Genomic DNA, 21050 nt, shown 5'->3' with positions numbered 1-21050 from the left:
TACCGGAGTCCCCGCCCGTTTTCAGTCGGTGGCGACCCCGTCGGTCCGCCACCAGGTGAACCGGTGGACGTACCGGACGCCCGCGCCGCCGCGGTCGGGCCGGCGGCCGTAGGTGAGGACGATGATCCCGCGCCCGCCCGCGCCGCCGTCGGCCGTGCCGCCGGTCCCGGTCCTGGCGGGCAGCGGATGGATCTCGCCGAGCAGCATCCGGGCGGACGCCCGCAGCTCCAGCCGGAGGTCGATCGTCCCGCGTCCCCGCATGGGGCTGCGGGCGAGGACGTCCTGGACCAGTGCCGTCAGCTGGTCGGCGAGGTCGTCGGCGGCGGCGCCGAGCCCCCACCGCCGCAGCGCCCGGCGGATCGCCCGGCGGGACTTCCGGCCCGTCGCGCGCCCGCCAGGCAGCTGCCAGCGGCCGGTGCGCAGCGCGGGTCGCGGTGCGCCGGCGTGGTCTAGCGATGACGTGGGCACAGGGGTTCTCCGGGTCGTAACAGCCAGGACGGGGACGCTCGGCCGACGTCGCCTGCCCCGGCGCGGTCTGGTCGTGTCACCGCACTTGTGCCCGGCATTCGCCCGCTCATGCAAGCCGTCCCAGAACATGATGCCGTCCAATTCTTGACTGGTTCCAGAAAGTGGGCCAGCCTGTGGTGCGTGGCGACGGCCTTGGACTTTCGGCGGATGCTGCGCGGGGCCGCCTTGCGCGTGACCCGTCCGCGGCTGGCCGTGCTCGAAGCGGTGCACGCGCACCCGCACGCCGACACCGACTCGATCATCGACGCGGTGCGCGGTGAGCTTCCGAAGGTCTCCCACCAGGCCGTGTACGACTCGCTGCGCACGCTGACGGCGGCGGGCCTGGTGCGCCGCATCCAGCCGGCCGGGTTCGTGGCGCGCTACGAGTCCCGGGTCGGCGACAACCACCACCACGTCGTGTGCCGGTCGTGCGGGGTCATCGCCGACGCCGACTGCGCCACGGGCGAGGCGCCGTGCCTGACCGCCTCCGACGACCGTGGCTTCACGATCGACGAGGCCGAGGTCGTCTACTGGGGCCTGTGTCCCGAATGTTCCGCAGCTTCCACCACCGGGAGCGCCTGAATCACCACCGCGTGTAGCCCTGGGAGGATCCCGTGTCCGAGAACAAGGAAAATGTCGCTTACAACACGAATGCGGAGAGTGAGGGCGGGTGCCCGGTCGCGCACACCCGCGCCCCGCACCCCACCGCGGGCGGCGGCAACCGCGGCTGGTGGCCGAACGGGCTCAACCTGAAGATCCTCGCCAAGAACCCGGCCGTGGCGAACCCCCTCGGCGAGGACTTCGACTACGCCGCGGCGTTCGGCGGCCTCGACCTGCCCGCCGTGAAGCGGGACATCGCCGAGGTCCTCACCACCTCGAAGGACTGGTGGCCCGCGGACTTCGGCCACTACGGCCCGTTCATGATCCGGATGGCGTGGCACAGCGCCGGCACCTACCGCGTCCATGACGGCCGGGGCGGCGCCGGGTCCGGCCAGCAGCGCTTCGCGCCGCTCAACAGCTGGCCCGACAACGCGAGCCTCGACAAGGCCCGCCGCCTGCTGTGGCCGGTCAAGAAGAAGTACGGCGAGAGCCTCTCCTGGGCCGACCTGCTGGTCCTCACCGGGAACGTGGCCCTGGAGACGATGGGCCTCAAGACGTTCGGCTTCGCCGGCGGCCGCCGGGACGCCTGGGAGGCCGAGGAGGACGTCTACTGGGGCCCCGAGACCACCTGGCTCGGCGACGAGCGCTACACCGGCGACCGGGAGCTGGAGAACCCGCTGGGCGCCGTCCAGATGGGCCTGATCTACGTCAACCCGGAGGGCCCGAACGGCAACCCGGACCCGCTCGCCGCGGCCCGCGACATCCGCGAGACGTTCCGCCGCATGGCGATGAACGACGAGGAGACCGTCGCGCTGATCGCCGGCGGCCACACCTTCGGCAAGACGCACGGCGCGGGCCCCGCCGACCACGTCGGCCCCGAGCCCGAGGCCGCGCCGCTGGAGCAGCAGGGCCTCGGCTGGAAGAGCACCCACGGCACCGGCGTCGGCCCGGACGCGATCACCAGCGGCCTTGAGGGCATCTGGACGCCCACCCCGACGACCTGGGACAACACCTTCTTCGAGACGCTGTTCCGCTACGAGTGGGAGCTGTTCAAAAGCCCCGCGGGCGCGTGGCAGTACCGGCCGAAGGGCGGCGCGGGCGCCGGCACCGTGCCGGACGCGCACGACCCGTCCAAGCGGACCCACCCGACGATGCTGACCACCGACCTCTCGCTCCGCTACGACCCGATCTACGAGCCGATCTCGCGCCGGTTCCACGAGAACCCGGACGTGTTCGCGGACGCGTTCGCCCGCGCCTGGTTCAAGCTGACCCACCGCGACATGGGCCCGATCGCGCGCTACCTCGGCCCGGAGGTCCCGGCCGAGACGATGGTGTGGCAGGACCCCGTCCCCGCGGTGGACCACGATGTCGTCGACGACGCGGACGTCGCGGCGCTCAAGGAGCGGATCCTGGCCTCGGGCCTGTCGGTGTCGCAGCTGGTGTCCACCGCGTGGGCGTCGGCGGCGTCGTTCCGCGGCACCGACAAGCGCGGCGGCGCCAACGGCGCCCGCATCCGGCTCGAACCGCAGAACGGCTGGGAGGTCAACGACCCGGACGAGCTGCGGACGGTGCTGCGCACCCTGGAAGGCGTCAAGGAGGCGTTCGATTCTGCTCAAACCGGCGGAAAGCGGATATCGCTCGCCGACCTGATCGTCCTCGGCGGCTGCGCGGCCGTCGAGCAGGCCGCCAAGGCCGCTGGGCACGCCGTCACGGTCCCGTTCACCCCGGGCCGGACGGACGCGTCGCAGGAGCAGACGGACGTCGAGTCCTTCGACGCGATGGAGCCGTCCGTCGACGGGTTCCGCAACTACCTCGGGAAGGGCAACCGGCTCCCGGCCGAGTACCTGCTGCTCGACCGGGCGAACCTGCTCACGCTCAGCGCGCCCGAGATGACGGTCCTCGTCGGCGGGCTCCGGGTGCTGGGCGCGAACCACCAGGGGACGTCGCTCGGCGTGTTCACCACGACGCCGGGGTCGCTCACGAACGACTTCTTCGTGAACCTGCTCGACATGGACACGACGTGGCAGCCGGTCGCGGAGGACGCCGAGACCTTCGAGGGCCGCGACGCGTCCGGCGCGGTCAGGTGGACGGGCAGCCGCGTCGACCTCGTCTCCGGGTCGCACGCCGAGCTGCGCGCGCTCGCGGAGGTCTACGCGAGCGACGGCGCCGAGGCGAAGTTCGTGTCCGACTTCGTCGCCGCGTGGGACAAGGTCATGAACCTGGACCGGTTCGACCTCGACTGACGAACCCCAGAACCGCCGCCCGGAGCCCAGGTCAGACGGGCTCCGGGCGGCGGTTCTGGCGTGTGGTGGTTCGGTCAGGCGGACGCTGTGCGGCAGGTTGGGCAGAGGCCCCAGAACGTGATGTCGGCCTCGTCGATCAGGTATCCGGCGTCGTCGACCGGGTCGAGGCAGGGCGGGTGCCCGACGGTGCAGTCGACGTCCTTGACGGCGCCGCACTTCCGGCACACCAGGTGGTGGTGGTTGTCGCCGACGCGTCCCTCGAACCGGGCCGGGCTCCCGGCCGGTTCGATGCGGCGCACCAGCCCGGCGGCGGTGAGCGCGTGGAGCGCCTCGTACACGGCCTGCAGGGAGATGTGGCCGACCCTGTCGCGCACCCCGGAGGCGAGCGCCTCTACGCCGAGGTGGTCGCCCGCCCGGACGGTCTCCAGCAGCGCGACCCGCGCGGCCGTCACCCGCAGGCCCACTCCGCGCAGGTCTTCGGCGGTGGTCGGGGGCGGGCTCGGGGGCGTGGCCGGGGGCGGGGATGCGGTCATGGCGCCGAACCTACCCTCATAAACACAAGCGGCTTAAGACTGTGAACGACACAATTCTATTCGGACATTCGACGCATGCCGCACTTCCCGGGCTGGGGCGGGCGGCCGGCCGGCGGTCGGGGAGGACCGCCGGCCGGCGCGGACAGGTGGCCGAAGTGCCTGGCCAGACGGTTAGACGGACGGCTGGCCAGGCGGCTGGACGGACGGCCCTCAGCGGACGCGGATCAGCCCCCACAGACCCTCGGTCAGCGCCCAGCGGAACACGCCCGTCCGGTAGGCGTAGTCTCCGGGCGGCCCGGCCCTGAACGTCAGGGTGCGGAGCGTCCCGTTGGTCAGGCCGCCGATCGCGCCCACGCGCGGGTTGTCCAGGTGCTCCTCCATCGGCCAGGTCTCACCGTGGATCTGGAAGGAGTGGTTGCGCGGACGATCCGCCCCCACCGCCAGATGGACCCGGACGACGTCGCCCGGACGGCACCGCAGGATCGGCGTGCCCGGGTCGTCCACCGCCAGCGACGGGCGGTGCGGGAACAGGTGGGCGCTCCGGTAGTTGAACGCCTTCTGCCCTGAGTCCTCCGGCTCGTCTTCCAGGTCGGTCACCGGCTGGGTGGGGTCGCCGTGGTGGTACTGGCGCACGCCGTCCTGGAGGATCAGGACGAGTTCGTGGACGTCCTCAGCGCCGCGGCGGCGGATGATCGCCTGGTGGCCCGTCCACGTCCCGCCCACCGGGGCGGAGCCGGGCGGTTCCACCACCAGCGCGCCCACCAGGCCGCGGTGGCGGTGGGTGCGGAGGTCGGCGCGGTCCTCCAGGAGGATCACGCCGGGGGTGTCGGCGTACCAGCGGTAGGTGACGTCCGCGCCCGGCTTGACGGTGCCGTCGCCGTTGCGGCCGACGAACGCGCCGTCGCTGTCGCGGACGTCGTAGCGCAGCGGACCGACGGGATGCAGGGACACCCGTTCGGACACCTCCCGGTCGGCCGGGTCGTCCAGCGCCGGGAGGGGCGGGTCGTAGGGCGTCGGCTGCGGCGGGACGTCCACCTCGTTCGCGAGGGTCAGCTCCACCCACTCACCGGCGCGGCACCGCAGGACGAGCGGTTCGCCCTCCGGCGCCCCGTCCACGACGTAGGCCAGGCCGTACGGGTCGCTGCGCCGGTCGCTGTAGTGGATCTCGCGGGCGACGGCCCGGACGTGGTAGCGCCGCGCGTTGCCGGCGTCGAACGGCGGCGGGCCGTCGTCGGTGAACGCGTCCGGCAGCGGCGGGAGGTCGTTCTGCTGCTCCTCGTGGAGGCGGAACAGGCCCCAGCAGCCCAGCCATGTGTCGTCGATGGCGGAGAAGGCCCACATGTGGTCGCCCGGGCTGTGCGTCGGGTCGAGGTGCAGGCTGAACGCCTCCGAGATGCCGAGGGTCTGCTGCGAGCGGAGCGGCGAGCGCGGATCGTCCCGCCAGGCGTGCCAGCGCATGCCGTGCATGGTGAATCCGTGCTGCTCCTCGTGCGACCCCTGGTAGAGGCGGACGCGGAGCCGCTCGCCCGGGTAGGCGCGCAGCAGCGGCGTCTGCGGGTCGCCGTGCGCGGCGCTGGAGAACCAGTCGGACGGGTCGCCGGGCCGCTCGTGCAGCGGCTCGCACCGGTACCCGACGGCCATGGTTCCCTGGTCGTCCAGGGAACCGGGGAAGGACGGCGGGTTGATCGGCTCGCTCTTCTCCCCGGCGCCGTGCTTGACCAGCGGGACGAAGTCGGCGACCGGGATCACCTGCTCGCGGAAGGCGGTCCCGTCCGGGAGCTTCACCACGGCCTGCGCCGCGTTGCGGACCTCCCGGGCGTGGTCGCGCGGGTCGACCCAGACGGCGCCCTCCGGCTCGGCGATCATGGAGCCGAACAGGCCGTGCCGCTGCCGCTCGTTGGCCAGCAGGTGGTCGTGGAAGAAGACGACGCCGAACTCCTCGTCGCAGTACCACCGGTACATCCAGGAGCGGTACCGCTCGTGGTCCTCCGGGCCGGCGTCGGCCGTGGTCGTCCCGGACAGGTAGTTCCAGCCGACGCTGGCGCCGTCCGACACCAGCGGGTCGAACTTCACCAGGTGGACGTGCAGCCCGGCCTCCGGCTGGAACGGCAGGACGGCGTCGAACGCCGTCTCCGCGTGGCAGCCGGGCGGGAGCGCGTTGGTCAGGGTGAACTCGATGATCTCGCCCTTGCGGCCGCGGATCGCGATCGGCTCGATCTTCCGGGTGCCCTTGGCGAGCTCCTTCCGGAAGGTGTCGATGCCGCCCGCGGCGTCGAGCTCCTCCTGGAGGACGAAGAACACCCCGCGATGATCATGCCAGGTCTCCTTGTGCCCGCCGTCGTGGTCGCCGTCGTGCCCGCCGCCGTCGTGGTCGCCGTCGTGCCCGCCGCCGCCGTGGCCGTGGCTCTCGAAGTAGTGCAGCGTGCCCTGCATGACGACGAGGTGGTAGCGGCGGACGGGCGCGTCCGGGTCCAGCGTGATCTTGGTGAACGCCTCGCCCGGCTGCGGGTCGGGGACGAACGCCGCCCGCTCCAGCGCGGACGGCTCCCGTCCCATCCCCTCCGGCATCGCCGGCGTGCGCGGCGGGCGGGGCGACTTCTGCGGGAACGTCCCGTCGATGAACGCGGGGAAGCCCGGACGCTCCGCCGTGGGCGCGGGCGGCTCCGGACGTCCGGGGAGCGGGCGGAGCGGCGCGATGGGGGTGCCGTCCGGGTAGCGTCCGGCGCCGTCCTGGCGGACGTCGAAGACCCGCCACATCCCCCACATGCCGGAGTGGAAGTGGGGATAGAGGTGGCAGTGGAAGATGATGTCGCCGGTCGCCGCCTGCACCGAGCCCGCCCCGCCGATCGGCTCGATCGTGAACGCCTGCTGCGGGCTGATGGTGATCGAGTCGATGATCGGCGAGTTCCCGTTCCCGGGGACGGCGCGCCACTGGTGCAGGTGGAGGTGGAAGACGTGGGTCTCCTTCACCCCGGCGTGCACGAGCCTGATCTTCGCCGGGTCGCCGCCGTAGGCGCGGAAGATCGGGGTGTCCGGGTCGCCGAACAGCCAGGAGCTGTGGTGCTGCTCCTCGCCGACGATCGCGTCCCGCGCGGGGTCGAGCTCGCCGGCTTCGAGCATCCGCTCGTAGGCGAGGGACCGCCAGCCCATCGGCTCGGTGCGGTAGCTCATGAGCATCATCGACGCGGCGTGCTCGTCCTGCGGGTGCTCGTGCCCGCCCCCGTGGTCGTCGTCGTGCTCCGGGAACAGGACCGGGGCCAGCCGCTCCCCGCCCGCCGCGGGCGCGTGCGTGTGCGGCCGCGGCCGCTCGCACTCGTAGATCGGGTGCGGCGGGAGGACGGGATTGTCGTTGGGCGACTCGTCCTGCATGAACAGCGCGTACTCGCGGAAGCTCGGCTGCCCCGGGACGTGGACGTCGGCGTACAGGCCGTCCAGCAGCGGATCGCCGGTGACGGGGTCGGTCCAGGTGGCGTCCTCGGGCTCGACGATCAGCGCGCCGAACAGGCCGTGGGCCTGGGAGCCGTCCTCGCCGCCGCGGAGGTCGGCGAGGTCGCCGAGGAAGAACACGCCCTCGTCCGCGGCGTCCCATTCGTAGGTGAGGCTGCCGCCGGGCGCGACGGCCGAGTCCGGGTTCCGGCCGACGGCGCCCCCGTCGGCGGTGACGACCCGGTATCCGACGCCCTGCGCGTGGATCCCGGCGCGGTGCCGCAGCTCGTTGCGGAACCGGACGACGACCCGTTCGCCCGCGCGGGCCCGCAGCACGAGCGGGCGCACGAGCGGATGCGGGTCGGGGAGCAGTTCCGGATGCTTCACCGGGTCGGGAAAGGGCGTGGGAAAGCTTTCCCTGACCTTGTTCAGCTCCGGCTCGTGTTCGGCTAGCGTGAAGATCATTCCGTTGCGGTCGTGGTCCCCGTGTGCGTCGAAGACGATGGGCACGTGCAGCGCCACGACGTCGTACACCCTCTTCACGGGCATCTGTGAATCCCCCTGGACTCCCGTTGTCTCGGAGGCCGCCTCTGGTCAGGGCGGCCCTCGGCCTACGCGGGGTGCGCGGGGTATGCGAGGTGCGCGGGGTATGCAGTGCTCGCGGGGTATGCGGTGCTCGCGGGGTCCTTGCGGGGTGTTGACAGTATGACGAACTGGAGAGTCAGGATGTTCCGGCCGAATCCGGTCAGCCCGGGGCGAGCATGGGACGAAACCACCCTAAGGCCCATCCTTAAAGAGGATAGAAAACGCGAAGTTAATTGTTAATAAGGCGCAAAGGCAAAGTGTTGACCAAGTCGGCGGGGCCCGAATACCCTCTCGGATGATTCTCCAGACCGAGAGGATCGCCATTGACGAGTTGACGTCAAAGTCGCCGTAAATGCGCTGGAAACGACCGGCGCGACGTGTACACGGCGACACGGGCGTCGGCCGACTACCCCCTGAGAGACCCGACCCATGAAGAACGCCAAACGTGCGGCGATCGCGGTGGGCGCAGCTCTGCTCCTCCCCACCCTGGCCACGGCCACCACCGCCTCCGCATCAATCGACCCCCCCGCCTCCTCCGAGACTGCGCCCCCTCCGGGCAAGGTCACCATCGGTGTGGAGACCATCAACGGCTCGGGTTGCCCGGCCGGCACGACGAAGGTCGAGCCCTCCCAGGGCAACGCCGCCTTCACCGTCGTCTACGACAAGTACGTGGCCTGGGCCGGCGGCGACGCACCGCCCACGGAGTTCAGGAAGAACTGCCACATCAGCGTGGACGTCAACGCCCCCGAGGGATACACCTACGCGGTCGTCGGCATCGTCTCGCGCGGCTTCGCCCACGTGGAAGAGGGCGCCACCGCGCAGCGGCGGACGAACTACTACTTCCAGGGCGACGCGAAGAACACGTCGGTGAGCCACGAGCTCAAGGGCCCCTACGACGACAACTGGCGGTTCGCCGACCGGACCGACCCCGCCCAGCGCGTCTACAAGCCGTGCGGCGCGGAGCGCAACCTCAACATCAACACCGAACTGCGCGTGAACAAGGGCAGCTCGTCCAAGTCCAGTTTCATCGCGATGGAATCCGCATACGCCAACGCGGTCTACCAGCTCGACTGGAAACGCTGCGACAGTTGATCGGATGGTCGCCGGGCGATCACACAACGTCGTGTGATTCGGACAACTGAGCGAGCGTTCCACAACGCCTTGAGTTTCATGCGAACGCCCGGCCGGGTCATGCCCGGCCGGGCGTTCGCTTTCCGTTCCGAAGCGGTTACAGCGAAGCGGTTACAGCTTCGTCGGGCGGTACGCCTTGTATTCGCTGCCCGAGTCGAGGCCGTAGTCGCGCGTCCGGTGGTCGGTGCCGTACCGGCCGCGCTGCTCGTACGCCCAGTAGGACGTGCGGTCGCTGTTCGCCCACTTCTCGAAGATGACGACGTGGCGCGTGGTGTTGGTGCCCTCCGCGTCCATGACGAGGTCGCCCTTCTTCAGCTCGGACATCTTGATGCGCTCGGTGTACCGCGACGAGGTGAGGCCCACGGTGTTCGGGCCCGGCTTGGGCAGGCCCAGCGTCATCGCCACGAAACCGGAGCAGTCGGCCCGGTATCCGTTGTGGCTGCGAAGCTGGCTGTAGCGCACCCGGTCGTCGGTCCCCGGGTTCCAGGTCCTGGCCCGGGCGATCACCTCGGACCGCTCGACCTTGCCGGACGTTCCGTTCGACCTCTCGTTCGACGCCTCGGACTTCTCGCCCGACTTCTCGCCGGACTTCTCGCGGGACTTCTGGTCGGACTTCTCGTCGTCGGACTCCTTGCCGGAGCCGCCCGGCGAGGTCCGGTCGGACTTCTGCTTCTGGGGGAGGACCTCGACGGCGGCCACCTTGTCGCCGGGGTCGGTGCCGTCCGACAGGACCGACGCGTGCGCGGTGGACGCGACCACGCCGAAGAAGGCGAGGCCGAACAGGGCGCCGGTCGTACGGGGGCCCAGGGGAAAACGGTTCTTGCCGTGCTTGCCTTGCAAGGGGGTCTCCTTGGCTTCCAGGACGCCTACCGGGTTAGCTGACGGGTTCGGGCGTGGAAGTCGCCCTACGGCCTGGAGGACAGGCCGATTCACCCCAGTGCGGGTGAATGCTTTTCATCCGGCCTGTCTGCGACGGCCTGGCCGCGCAGGGCGACCGAGGATGAAAGGTATTCAGGTGGGTCCCCGGCTCCGCGCGACGGCGGACTCGGCGTTGCCGCTGCGATCCTGTGGGCACGACGGCCCGTCCACGGGACCCTTGTGTCCCGGGTGCGAAAGAGCGGCGCTGATGGTGTGGCACACCCCGTGGCGGGGCGCGGCTCCGAGAGCCGGTCCTGGCTTCGCTCAGCGCCAGCACGCTGCGGCGTGCACATGGTCGGGCCGAGGGGCGGGGGTCTTGGCGAGACCCGCGCGGCAGGACGTCACGAGACGACGCGTGGGTCGCGCCGCCGCCACCCCCGTCCGACGTCGTCGTCGGCCCGGGGGACGATCGTGTCCGAACGGACACGGTCCGGCAAAACGCCTGGCGAGCGCCTTGGTGAGCGACAAGCTACTCCCTACGTCAAAAGAAGGCAAACCCGGACAAAATCAGCAATGCCCCAGCTCAGCGTGCTGCCCACCGGCCGGCCGCCCTCCCGCGGCGGGCGGCGGCTCGCGGACGCGGCTACTTGATCACGGTTGAGTTGCGGAGCGATCAGCCGTCCTTGTCGAGGTCGGGGCGGTTTCGTAGATTCACCGGCAACGGGGTCCTGTTCCTCGCGGCGCCCCCGTCCGGACGGCTCGAAACCCGGGCCCGCGGAACGGGCACGGCGTCCTGATCTCCCCGAGGAGACGCCCATGTCCGAGGTCCACCGCCGTGACCTGCTGGCCGGAGCCGCGGCCTTCGCCGGTTTCGCGACCGTCGGCCTGCTTCCCGGCACCGCCGCCGCCGCGACCCGGCAGCGACCCGGCGCCCTCCTGCCGCCCTCCCTCACCATCGGCGACAAGGCCGTCGTCGGCCGCGTCGACGCCCGGCGGGCGCTGCGGCACCTGAAGGTGCTCAGCGACGGGATCGGCTGGCGCATCGCCGGCACCGAGTCCGAGCACCGCGCCGCCCGCTACATCGCCGGGGTGCTCCGCGACCTCGGTTACAAGGTCGAACTGCAGCCGTTCCCCGTCGCTGACAAGTACCTGGCGGAGATCCGCGCCAGGGGCGAGCGGCTCTGGCAGGCCAGCGCCTCGCCGCAGGGCGCGACCGACTCCGTCCACGGCAGGGTCGTGGACGTCGGCAAGGTCGTCGACGTCCCCGGCGACGCGCGCGGAAAGCTGGTGCTGTTCGACCGCGTCGTCGGCAAGGAGACCGACCAGGCCAAGGCGGCCGCGGCCGCGGGCGCCAAGGCGGCGCTCATCGTCAACGCGCGCTCGGACACCTTCCCCGAGCGCAAGGCCGCCTCGTTCGCCCCGGCCCTGACCGAGCAGGTCGCGATCCCGGTGCTCGGCCTCGCCGGGTACCACGGCGAGCGGATCCGCGCCGGGGCCAAGCGGCTGTCCTTCGAGATCACCCACCACAGCGGGCTGACCTCGTACAACGTCCTGGCCGAGCGGAAGGCGACGCTGCCGAACCCCGACGGCAAGGCCGTCATCGTCAGCGCCCATTACGACAGCGTCCCCGGCTCGCCCGGCGCCAACGACGACGGCAGCGGGACGGTGCTGTGCCTGGAACTGGCGCGCGTCCTGAAGCGGCTGCCCACCCAGCAGGCGATCCGGATCTGCCTGTGGGGCTCGGAGGAGTACGGGCTGATCGGCGCCCGGCACTATGTGAAGCAGCTCGACGACGCGGGCGCGAAGCGGATCACCGGCTGCTTCCAGAACGACATGGTCGCCACCAGCCATCCGCCCGCGGAGACGTACTGGCTGCTGTCCGTGGACGGCAAGGACAACACCACCACCGCCGCGGTGAACGCCGCCGCGCGCCGGCTCGGCTACGTCGACCAGGTCCAGGGCCCCACCGCCCGCGGCTCCAGCGACCACGAGGCGTTCTTCGAGCGCGGCATCGCGGCGGGCAACTTCAGCTGGCGCGGCAACGAGGCGCCGAGCCAGCTCGAACCGATCTACCACACGCCCGAGGACACGATCGCCCAGAACATCAGCCTGAAGCGGCTCCAGGTGTCCCTCGAACTGATCGGCTGCGCCGCGTACGACGTGGCCCGCCACAAATAGCGGCGGGGATGGCGCGGCGTCACCATACACGTCCGGTCCGTGACGCATGTCCGGACTGCGGCGCTGTAGGAGACATCGGCGGTCCCCCGTAGGTGCACGGCCGCCGGTGGGCCGCCCCGTCCTGGGAAGAGGTGCGGGGCGGCCCGGCCCCGCCCCCGTTTCCGCCCAGGTCACGCCGGGGCGGGGCCCTGCGGAGCCCGGCCGCGCCGTCAGCCGCCGGCCATCGCGCCGACCACGATGAAGGGCTCGGCGCCCGCGGTCACCGGTCCAGGCAGGACGGTCTCGACGGGCTCGTTGGAGAGGTCCTCGGCGCAGGCGTAGAAGCGCACGAACGCACGGCGCCGTCCGGTGGCGTGGTCGCGGATCGTGCCGCGCAGCACCGGGTGGCGGGTCTCCAGCGCGTCCAAGACCGAGCGCACCGTGACCGGCCCCGGCACCTCCAGCTCGACCTCGCCGTGGACCTCGGCGAGCGTGCGCAGGTGCGCGGGCAGCACCACGCGGATCATGGCAGGGTCTGGACTTCGACGGACAGCACGGCCGGCAGGTCGCGGACGATCGGCGCCCACGTGTCCCCGGCGTCGGACGACGCGTACACCTGCCCGCCCGTCGTCCCGACGTAGAGGCCGCACGAGTCGAGCGAGTCGACGGCCATCGCGTCCCGGAGCACGTTGACGTAGCAGTGCTCCTGCGGCAGCCCGCTGGTCAGCGGCTCCCACTCGTGCCCGCCGGCGCGGCTGCGGTACACGCGCAGCCGCCCGTCCGGCGGGTAGTGCTCGGAGTCGCTCTTGATCGGGACGACGTACACGGTGTCCGGCTCGTGCGCGTGGACGGCGACCGGGAACCCGAAGTCGCTCGGCAGGTCGCCGCTGATCTCGTACCAGGTGTCGCCCGCGTCGTCGCTGCGCATGACGTCCCAGTGCTTCTGCATGAACAGCACCTCGGGACGCGCCGGGTGCATCGCGACGCGGTGGACGCAGTGCCCGGTCTCCGCCTCCGGGTCGGGGATGCCGTCCGAGCGAAGGCCCCGGTTCACGGCCTGCCACGTCGCGCCGTCGTCGTCGCTGCGGAACACGCCCGCCGCGGAGATGGCCGCGAACATCCGCCCGGCCTTCACGGGGTCCCGCACGATCGTGTGCAGGCACATCCCGCCCGCGCCCGGCTGCCAGGACGGCCCCGAGCGGTGCTCGCGCAGCGCCGGCAGCTCGTGCCACGACGCGCCGCCGTCGACCGTGCGGAACAGGGCGGCGTCCTCGACCCCGGCGTAGACGGTGTCCGGGTCGGACGCGGACGGTTCGAGGTGCCAGACCCGCTTGAACTCCCACGGCCGCTGCGTGCCGTCGTACCACAGGTGGGTGCCGGGCTCGCTCTCGTACCCGAACTCGTTGCCCACCGGCTGCCACGTCGCGCCGCCGTCGTCGGAGCGCTGCATCACCTGCCCGAACCAGCCCGTCGACTGGGCCGCGTACAGCCGGGACGGGTCGGCGGGCGATCCGGCGACATGGTAGATCTCCCAGCCGCCGAAATGCGGGCCGCTGACCTCCCAGTCTTCGCGCGCGCCGTCCGACGTGAGGATGAACGCGCCCTTGCGCGTACCGACCAGAACCCGTACTCCGGTCATGGCTGCTCCCTCCGATGGGGCTGTCCGGCATGACTTCACCATTGATACGGACGGCCGCCGCCCGGGAAACTCATCGGCGCCGCGTCCATTGCTAGGGATTTCCTATGAGCGGGCCGAGGCAAGCCCGGCCGGACGGCCGCAGCCCCCGCCCCAGGCCCACTCCGGGCCCGCCCCGGACGGTGGATTCACAGGATTCTCTCTGAAGCTCCCAGAATCCGGCCAGCCCGGCCTTGCACGCTCTCTTCCATGACGACGATCGAAGTACGCGGGCTGACCAAGCGGTACGGGCCCGACACCGTGGTGGACGACCTGTCGTTCACCGTCGAACCCGGGCAGGTGACCGGCTTCCTCGGCCCGAACGGCGCGGGGAAGTCCACCACCATGAGGATGATCATGGGGCTGGCGGCGCCCACGCGCGGCACCGCCGTCATCGGCGGCCGTCGCTACGGCGACCTGCCCGTCCCGCTGACCGAGGTGGGCGCGCTGCTGGACGCCGCCGCCGTGCACGGCGGCCGCAAGGCGTACGACCACCTGCTCGCGCTCGCCGTGAGCAACGGCCTGCCCCGCCGCCGCGTCGACGAGGCGCTCGCCAGGACCGGCATCGAGAGCGTCGCGGGCCGCCGCGCCGGCGGGTTCTCGCTCGGCATGCGGCAGCGGCTCGGCATCGCGGCGGCGCTGCTCGGCGACCCGCGCGTGCTGATCTTCGACGAGCCGGTGAACGGGCTCGACCCGGAGGGCATCCGCTGGATCCGCGCGTTCATGCGCTCGCTCGCCGCCGAGGGCCGGGCGGTGCTCGTCTCCAGCCACCTGATGAGCGAGATGGCGCAGACCGCCGACCACCTGGTCGTCATCGGCCGCGGACGGCTGATCGCCGACACCGGCATGAGCGACTTCCTGCACGCCAACGGCGAGGGCACGGTGCTCGTCCGGACGCCGGACCCGGCCTCGTTCGCGCGCCGCCTGACCGAGGCCGGGGCCACCGTCCGGGACGGGCTCGAATCGTCCCTCGTGGTCTCCGGCATGACGGGCGAGGAGATCGGCAAGCTGGCCGCCTACCACGGCGTCGCGCTCAGCGAGCTCAGCCCGCAGCGCCCCTCGCTGGAGGACGCCTTCATGGAACTGACCAAGGACGCCGTCGAATACCACGGCGCTGTCGAAAACGGCGCTGTCGAAACCGGCGCCGTCCAAAGCCATGGAGCCGCCCTGTGAGCTCGCTCGCCACCGCGCCGAAGGTGACCTTCGCCCGCACCCTCCACGCCGAGTGGATCAAGCTCCGCAGCCTCCGCTCCACCTGGCTCACGCTGGCCTGCCTGCTGATCGTCGGCCTCGGCGTCACCGGCCTGTCGATGAGCTCCGCCGGGGACGACTACGCGTCCGCGACCACCGCGGAACGGCGGGACTGGGACCCGACCGCCCTCAGCCTCACGACGTACATCATCGCCCAGCTGATCATCGGCGTGCTGGGCAGCCTGGTCGTGACGTCCGAGTACGCGACCGGCCTGATCAGGACGTCCCTGAGCGCCACGCCGCGCAGGCACCGGCTGCTCGCCGCCAAGATGGTGCTCGCCACCGGGATCGCCCTGGTGGCGGGCCAGACGCTGATGTTCTGCTCCTTCTTCCTCGGGCAGCTCATCCTGGGCGCGCAGGACGTCCCGAACGCGGCGCTCGGCGACCCCGGCGTGTTCTCCGCCGTCGCGGGCGGCGGGCTCTACCTGTCGGCCATCGCGCTGCTCGCGGTCGGGATCGGTGCGCTCCTGCGGGCCACGGCCGGGGCGATCGGCACCCTGGTCGGGATCCTGCTGCTGGTGCCCGCGCTCGGCGGGCTGTTCCCGTCGTGGCTGCACGGCCTCGTCGACATCTGGCCGACGATGGGCGCGGCGGCGGTCCTCAGGACGGTGCCCGATCCGGAGTTCCCGCACCCGTGGCTGAACCTCGGCGGGATGTGCCTCGCGGTCGCGGCCGTGCTGGCCGCGGCGTTCGCCGTCCAGCGCCGCCGCGACGTGTGATGCGCGCGCGCCCGCACGCCGCCGGGTCCCGGGCCCGCGCCTACATATCCTGGTCGGCGTGCGAGGACAAGGGCCAGGTCAGGCGATGACGCCAGGGGAAGGCGCCGAGCGGCTCCTGGTGGTGGACGACGAGGACACCGTCCGGGAGCTGCTCTCCGCGACGCTGCGTTTCGCCGGGTTCCGGGTGACGTCGGCGGGGACCGGCGCCGGCGCGGTCGCCGCCGCCGAGGAGCCCCCCGACCTGGTGCTGCTCGACGTCATGCTGCCGGACATGGACGGTTTCGAGGTCGTCCGGCGGCTGCGGGAGCGGCGCCGGGAGAGCCGCGGCGGGCCGGTGCCCGTCCTGTTCCTCACCGCCAGGGACGGGCAGGCCGACAAGGTCGCCGGGCTCTCCCTCGGCGCCGACGACTACGTGACGAAGCCGTTCGACCTGGAGGAGCTGATCGCCCGGATCCGCGCGATCCTCCGCCGGACGACGGGCCACCACGCCGGCGTCCTGACGGTGGGCGCGCTCGCGCTCGACGCCGAGGGGCACCAGGTGACGCGGGACGGGCGTCCCGTCCGCGTCTCGCCCACCGAGTTCCGGCTGCTGCGCTACCTGATGGAGAACGCCGGGGCGGTGGTGTCCAAGGCGCAGATCCTCGACCGGGTGTGGCACTACGACTTCGGCGGCGACGCGAGCATCGTCGACACCTACATCTCCTACCTGCGGCGCAAGGTCGACACCGGGGAGCCGAAGCTCATCCACACCGTCCACGGGGTCGGCTACGTCCTGCGCGAGCCCCGCCGATGACCTATCCACCGGGCCGGTTCTCGCCGCGGCTGAGCCGGTTCTCGTTGCGGACGAGGCTGCTCCTGCTCACCGCGGCCCTGCTGCTGACGGGGCTGACCCTCATCAGCGCGGTCGTGTCCGACCGGCTGGAGCGCTACCAGATCGGCCGGCTCGACAGCCAGCTGCGCTCGCTCACCATGCTCCTGTCGCGCGTGCCGGAGACCGGGCCGCCGGAGATGGAGGGCGCGCTCGCCCGTCCCGACCTCCTCGATCCCGGCCTCGACCTGTTCGGCACCGCCTACCTGGTGTACCTGAACGCGGACGGCACGGTGGCGCGGAGCGTCCACACCCCCAGGCTGGACCCCGCGACCCTGCCGCCGCCGGACGCCCTGCGGAAGATCCCCGCCGGCGGAAAGGCCGCGGACCTGCGCGCGGCGGACGGCTCCGCACGCTGGCGCGCCGCCGCCCACCCCGCCGTCGGCTGGACCGGGACGGTGATCGCCGCCACCCCCCGCACCGAGGTGGACGCCACCATCGACCGCCTCCGGACGAGCAGCCTGGTCAGCGGCTCCGTCCTGCTCGCCCTGCTGACGGCGGCCGGCTGGTTCGCGCTCGGCCGGGGCCTGCGGCCGCTGCGCCGGATCGAGCACACGGCCGCCGCGATCGCGGACGGCGACCTCACCCGCCGCGTGCCCGGCATCGCCCCGCCCGGCACGGAGATCGGGCATCTCGCGGCGTCGCTGAACGGGATGCTCGGCCAGCTCGAACGGGCCTTCGCCGACCGGGCCGCGTCCGAGGAGCGGATGCGCACGTTCCTCTCGGACGTCAGCCACGAGCTGCGCACCCCGCTGTTCGGAATCAAGGGCACGACCGACCTGTACCGGATGGGCGCGCTGCCCGACCGGGCGGGCGTCGACGAGGCGATGCGCCGCATCGGCCACGAGGCCACCCGGCTCACCGCGCTCACCGAGGACCTGCTGCTCCTCGCCCGGCTCGACGAGTCGCCCGAGGGGCAGCTCGACCCGGCGCCGATGGACCTGCGCACCCTCGCGGGCGACGCCCGGCACGATCTTCGGGCGCTGGATCCGTCGCGTCCGGTGGAGCTCACCGGGCCGGACGGCGTCGGCCCGCCCGGCCCGGCCCCCGTGCACGCGGACGAGTCCCGGCTGCGGCAGGTCGTCGTCAACCTGGTGGGCAACGCCGCCGCCCACACGCCGCCGGGCACGCCCGTCCGCATCGGCGTCGGCACGGCGGGCGGCCGCGCCGTCCTCGAAGTGGCGGACGAGGGCCCCGGCATGACGGCCGAGCAGTCGGGCCACGTCTTCGACCGCTTTTACCGGACCGACCGCTCCCGCAACCACGCGGGCGGCGCCAACGCCGGGCTCGGTCTCGCCATCGCCCGCTCCCTCGCCCGCGCCCACGGCGGCGACGTCGAGCTGCGGACCGCCCTCGGCGAGGGCGCCTGCTTCCGCCTGACGCTGCCCGTGCCGACCCAGGACTAGCCGCTCATCGCGGCACGTCGCCGACCGCCTCCCTCCGTTCGTCGACGGCGGGCGCCGGGCCGCGCGGGCGCGCGAGGCGTCCCGGCCACCAGATGCGGGGGCCGACGTCCAGCGCCAGCGCGGGGACGAGCAGCGACCGGACGACGAACGTGTCCAGCAGCACCCCGACCGCCACCAGCGCGCCGAGCCCCGCCATGAAGGTGATCGGCAGGTTCATCAGCACCGAGAAGGTGGCGGCGAGCACCAGCCCGGCGCTGGTGATGACGCCGCCGGTGGTGGTGAGGCCGCGCAGCACGCCCGTCCGGTGGCCGGACGCCAGCGCCTCCTGCCGCACCCGGTGCATGAGGAAGATGTTGTAGTCGATGCCGAGCGCGACCAGGAAGATGAAGCCGAGCAGCGGGGTGGAGTTGTCCAGCGCGTCCACTCCGAGCGGGCCCTTCAGCAGCAGCCACGCGGCGCCGAGCGCGGCGAAGTACGACAGGACGATGGTGCCTAGCAGCAGCACGGGCGCGGTGACCGCGCGCAGCAGCAGGATCAGGATCATCAGGACCACGATCAGCACCAGCGGGATCACCAGCAGACGGTCCCGGGACGCGCCCTCGGAGCTGTCGAGCGACTCCGCGGTGGGCCCGCCGACGACGGCGTCCGCCCCGTCTACGCGGTGCACGGCGTCGCGCAGGCGTTCCACGGTGCGTTCGGCGGCGGCGCTGTCGGCGGCGTCCCGCAGCGTCACCGAGATCTGGACGAGCCGTCCGTCCAGGGACCGCCCGCTCTCCTGGACGGCGACCACGCCTCGCGTCGCACGGGCCGCGTCCAGCACGGGCCCGGCGGACGGCGCGGCCGCGATGACGTCGGCCGGAGCGGACGCCCCCGCCGGGTAGTGCGCGGCCACCAGCCGCTGCCCGACGACCGACTCGGGCTCCGTGCGGAACATCTCCGCCTGGGACGGGCCGATCCGCATCGTCCCGGCGATCAGGCCGAGGCCCACGAGGAGTGCGGCGGTCGCGATCCAGTAGGTGCGCGGACGCGCGGAGATCGACGCCGCCACGCCCGCCCAGACGCGTCCCGGCCGGGCCTGCCCGTCCGGGCGGGGGACGAACGGCCAGAAGATCCACCGTCCGAAGATCACCAGCAGCGCGGGCAGCAGCGTGATCATGGCGGCGAGGCCGCAGAGCACGCCGACGGCGCCGACGCCGCCGAGCCCGCGGCTGGAGTTGATGTCGGCGGCGAGCAGGCAGAGCATCCCGGCGACGACGGTCGACGCCGACGCCAGGATCGCGCCCCGGGACCGGCGCAGCGCCGCCGCCATCGCCGCGTGCCGGTCGGTGTGGACGTGCAGCTCCTCCCGGTAACGGGCGATGAGTAGCAGCGCGTAGTCGGTGCCGACGCCGAACACCAGCACGGTCAGGATTCCGGCGCCCATGCCGTCCACGGGCATGTCCGCGTGCTTGCCGAGCAGGTAGATGAACGCGTTCGCGACCTGGCTCGCCAGCGCGACGCTGAGCAGCGGCAGGATCCAGATGATCGGGCTGCGGTAGGTGAGCAGCAGCAGGACGGTGACGACCGCGACGGTGGCGATCATCAGCTTGGCGTCCAGGTCGCTGAAGACCTCGACCTCGTCGGCGGTCTGCCCGGCCGGTCCGGTCACCTTCACCTGGAGCCCGGCGGGCGCGTCGGCGTGCGCCCTGTCCCGGATCTCCTTGACCTTGTCGGTGAAGCCGTCCTCGGTCAGCGGCATGGCCACCGTGGTCAGCAGCGCCCGCCCGTCGGACGACGGCCGCACGCCGGGCGCCTGCCGGTCGGCGGTGTAGGCCGCCAGCGCGCGGCGGTCGCCTTCGGCCTTGGCCCGGTCGGCCTGGGTGACGCCGCCGTCGCGGGCGTAGACGACCACGGCCGGAACCGGCTTCTCGGAGCTGAACCGCTTCCGCAGCTCGTGGTGCTCGGACGTCTCCGCGCCGCGCGCGAAGTTGAACGTCTCGTTGTCCTCGACGTCGCCGACCTTCCCCGCGAGCGGGGCGGCGGCGAAGATGACGCCGATCCAGGCCAGCACGACCAGCCATTTGGCGCGGCGTCCGGCGGGCAGGGCGGCGATGCGGCCGAGGAGGCCGCCGGGATCGCCGCCGGTATCGCGGCGCAGGGCGCCTCGCCTTGCGTCGGGAAGCATGAAATGCTGTCCTTCCTGGGAGTACGTACCGTGACGCACGCGGCGCGCACGGCCCGTCCGGGGCCCGGCGGCGTGGATGTGCCGTCCAACGCCGGGTCGCGAAAAGGCCGGATGCCGCGTGCGGGAGTGCTTCCGGATCGGGCCGTCGGGTGGCCGCCCGACGGCCCGCCCTCTCAAGGGGCGGCTACGGGGCCGCTCAGTCGATCTCCCGCATCACCCTCTCGATGGACGTCATCCGCTTCTGCAGGTCGGCGAGGTTCTCGCTGATCCGCAGCAGGTCCTCACGGGTCTCCATCTCGGTGGTGATCGACCGCTCCGCCAGCTTGCGGTACGCGTCCTCGCGGGCGAGCTGGACCTTGGCGCGCCAGGTCGCGAACACCTGCCAGATCAGGACGATCGCGACCGCGCCGACCACGATGAACAGCACGCCGCCGATGATGATGCCCCAGGCGTCGTCCTCCATCAGCCGTTCCCCTTGCCGTCGTCGTCGCCGCCCACGCTCTTGACGGTGAGCGTCCGCACCGCGTCGCCGATCCGTTCCAGATCCAGGCGCAGCACGAACGGCACCACCTCGAAATACCGCATCGCCTTTCCGTCCTCCGAGACCTCCAGCGAGCTGCGCACGAGCCCGGCGGCCTCCAGCCGGCTCAGATGCACCCGCAGCAGCGGCCGGCTGATCCCGACCAGGCGGGCCAGCTCGCTCACGTACCTGCGGCCGTCGCCGAGCGCGGCCAGGACCCGCAGCCGGTGCGGGCTGGCCAGCGCGGACAGCGCCAGCAGCAGCTCGTCTCCCGTGCCGCTCGCCAGATCAGTGATAACGACTTCATCCATGTGTAAAGAAAAACTATCACGTGTAACACACTGCTGCCCATCCACGCCGGGGAGGGGCCGGAAAACGAAAAGCGGGCCTTCCCCCAGTGGAGGTGC

17 protein-coding genes and 1 riboswitch are annotated in these 21050 nt (G+C 72.2%); of the genes, 8 read left to right on the top strand and 9 right to left on the bottom strand.

Going from position 1 to position 21050, the window contains the following annotated elements; translation table 11 throughout:
* Nucleotides 1-21: 21 nt before the first annotated feature.
* A complete protein-coding gene (locus ACH34T_RS06305) occupies nt 22-468 on the bottom strand; it encodes a hypothetical protein (protein ID WP_395991015.1) in 447 nt (148 codons plus the stop codon).
* A 180-nt stretch (nt 469-648) separates the two neighbouring features.
* Between ACH34T_RS06305 and ACH34T_RS06300 the strand changes: the two genes are divergently transcribed.
* Both ACH34T_RS06300 and katG read left to right on the top strand, forming a co-directional pair.
* Entirely contained in the window at nt 649-1089 is a 441-nt protein-coding gene (locus ACH34T_RS06300; RefSeq protein WP_395991014.1) for a Fur family transcriptional regulator, read from the top strand.
* Nucleotides 1090-1121: 32 nt separating this feature from the next.
* Nucleotides 1122-3350 carry a catalase/peroxidase HPI gene (gene katG / locus ACH34T_RS06295; RefSeq protein ID WP_395991013.1) on the top strand — a complete coding sequence of 743 codons (2229 nt, stop codon included), beginning with the start codon at nt 1122-1124 and terminating at the stop codon, nt 3348-3350.
* Between the two features lie 74 nt (nt 3351-3424).
* Here katG and ACH34T_RS06290 read toward each other — a convergent pair whose 3' ends face one another.
* Nucleotides 3425-3883: a Fur family transcriptional regulator gene (locus ACH34T_RS06290; RefSeq protein ID WP_395991012.1), complete on the bottom strand. Its 459-nt coding sequence runs from the start codon at nt 3881-3883 to the stop codon at nt 3425-3427.
* Between the two features lie 210 nt (nt 3884-4093).
* Nucleotides 4094-7858 (bottom strand): multicopper oxidase domain-containing protein, encoded by a 3765-nt coding sequence (locus ACH34T_RS06285; RefSeq protein WP_395991011.1) that lies wholly within the window; start codon nt 7856-7858, stop codon nt 4094-4096.
* A 465-nt stretch (nt 7859-8323) separates the two neighbouring features.
* Between ACH34T_RS06285 and ACH34T_RS06280 the strand changes: the two genes are divergently transcribed.
* A complete protein-coding gene (locus ACH34T_RS06280; RefSeq protein ID WP_395991010.1) occupies nt 8324-8986 on the top strand; it encodes a DUF4360 domain-containing protein in 663 nt (220 codons plus the stop codon).
* 150 nt (nt 8987-9136) lie between these two features.
* On the opposite strand, the gene ACH34T_RS06275 is transcribed toward ACH34T_RS06280, so the two are convergent.
* Complete coding sequence (locus ACH34T_RS06275) at nt 9137-9865, bottom strand: hypothetical protein (protein ID WP_395991009.1); 729 nt, start codon at nt 9863-9865, stop codon at nt 9137-9139.
* Between the two features lie 8 nt (nt 9866-9873).
* Nucleotides 9874-10086: riboswitch (cyclic di-AMP (ydaO/yuaA leader) on the bottom strand.
* Nucleotides 10087-10699: 613 nt separating this feature from the next.
* On the opposite strand from ACH34T_RS06275, the gene ACH34T_RS06270 reads away from it, so the two are divergent.
* Nucleotides 10700-12061 carry a M28 family peptidase gene (locus ACH34T_RS06270; protein ID WP_395991008.1) on the top strand — a complete coding sequence of 454 codons (1362 nt, stop codon included), beginning with the start codon at nt 10700-10702 and terminating at the stop codon, nt 12059-12061.
* A 209-nt stretch (nt 12062-12270) separates the two neighbouring features.
* Here the strand turns inward: ACH34T_RS06270 and ACH34T_RS06265 are convergent, their stop codons facing one another.
* Both ACH34T_RS06265 and ACH34T_RS06260 read right to left on the bottom strand, forming a co-directional pair.
* Nucleotides 12271-12567 (bottom strand): MoaD/ThiS family protein, encoded by a 297-nt coding sequence (locus tag ACH34T_RS06265; protein WP_395991007.1) that lies wholly within the window; start codon nt 12565-12567, stop codon nt 12271-12273.
* The gene (locus ACH34T_RS06260) at nt 12564-13679 is read right to left on the bottom strand and encodes a WD40/YVTN/BNR-like repeat-containing protein (protein WP_395991006.1); all 1116 of its coding nucleotides are present in this window, start codon (nt 13677-13679) and stop codon (nt 12564-12566) included. Before ACH34T_RS06260 ends, ACH34T_RS06265 begins: the two co-directional genes overlap by 4 nt.
* Nucleotides 13680-13925: 246 nt before the next feature.
* On the opposite strand from ACH34T_RS06260, the gene ACH34T_RS06255 reads away from it, so the two are divergent.
* From ACH34T_RS06255 to ACH34T_RS06240, 4 genes are all read left to right on the top strand, one after another.
* The gene (locus tag ACH34T_RS06255) at nt 13926-14888 is read left to right on the top strand and encodes an ABC transporter ATP-binding protein (protein ID WP_395991005.1); all 963 of its coding nucleotides are present in this window, start codon (nt 13926-13928) and stop codon (nt 14886-14888) included.
* Nucleotides 14885-15685, top strand: coding sequence for an ABC transporter permease (locus ACH34T_RS06250; RefSeq protein WP_395991004.1), 801 nt, complete (start codon nt 14885-14887; stop codon nt 15683-15685). The genes ACH34T_RS06255 and ACH34T_RS06250 overlap by 4 nt, the downstream gene beginning before the upstream one ends.
* 85 nt (nt 15686-15770) lie before the next feature.
* Nucleotides 15771-16478, top strand: a complete 708-nt coding sequence (locus ACH34T_RS06245) for a response regulator transcription factor (protein WP_395991003.1) — start codon at nt 15771-15773, stop codon at nt 16476-16478.
* Entirely contained in the window at nt 16475-17959 is a 1485-nt protein-coding gene (locus ACH34T_RS06240; protein ID WP_395991002.1) for a sensor histidine kinase, read from the top strand. Before ACH34T_RS06245 ends, ACH34T_RS06240 begins: the two co-directional genes overlap by 4 nt.
* A gap of 4 nt (nt 17960-17963) precedes the next feature.
* Here ACH34T_RS06240 and ACH34T_RS06235 read toward each other — a convergent pair whose 3' ends face one another.
* From ACH34T_RS06235 to ACH34T_RS06225, 3 genes are all read right to left on the bottom strand, one after another.
* Nucleotides 17964-20123: an MMPL family transporter gene (locus ACH34T_RS06235; protein ID WP_395991001.1), complete on the bottom strand. Its 2160-nt coding sequence runs from the start codon at nt 20121-20123 to the stop codon at nt 17964-17966.
* Nucleotides 20124-20319: 196 nt separating this feature from the next.
* Nucleotides 20320-20586, bottom strand: a complete 267-nt coding sequence (locus ACH34T_RS06230) for a hypothetical protein (RefSeq protein ID WP_395991000.1) — start codon at nt 20584-20586, stop codon at nt 20320-20322.
* Nucleotides 20586-20954: an ArsR/SmtB family transcription factor gene (locus ACH34T_RS06225; protein ID WP_395990999.1), complete on the bottom strand. Its 369-nt coding sequence runs from the start codon at nt 20952-20954 to the stop codon at nt 20586-20588. The genes ACH34T_RS06230 and ACH34T_RS06225 overlap by 1 nt, the downstream gene beginning before the upstream one ends.
* Between the last annotated feature and the right edge of the window lie 96 nt (nt 20955-21050).

Origin of the sequence: Actinomadura sp. 9N215 (assembly GCF_044326345.1) — a bacterium.
Taxonomy (GTDB): Bacteria; Actinomycetota; Actinomycetes; order Streptosporangiales; family Streptosporangiaceae; genus Spirillospora.
The sequence above is the reverse complement of the archived record's forward strand: the minus strand, read 5'-3'. Positions and strand labels throughout refer to the sequence as shown.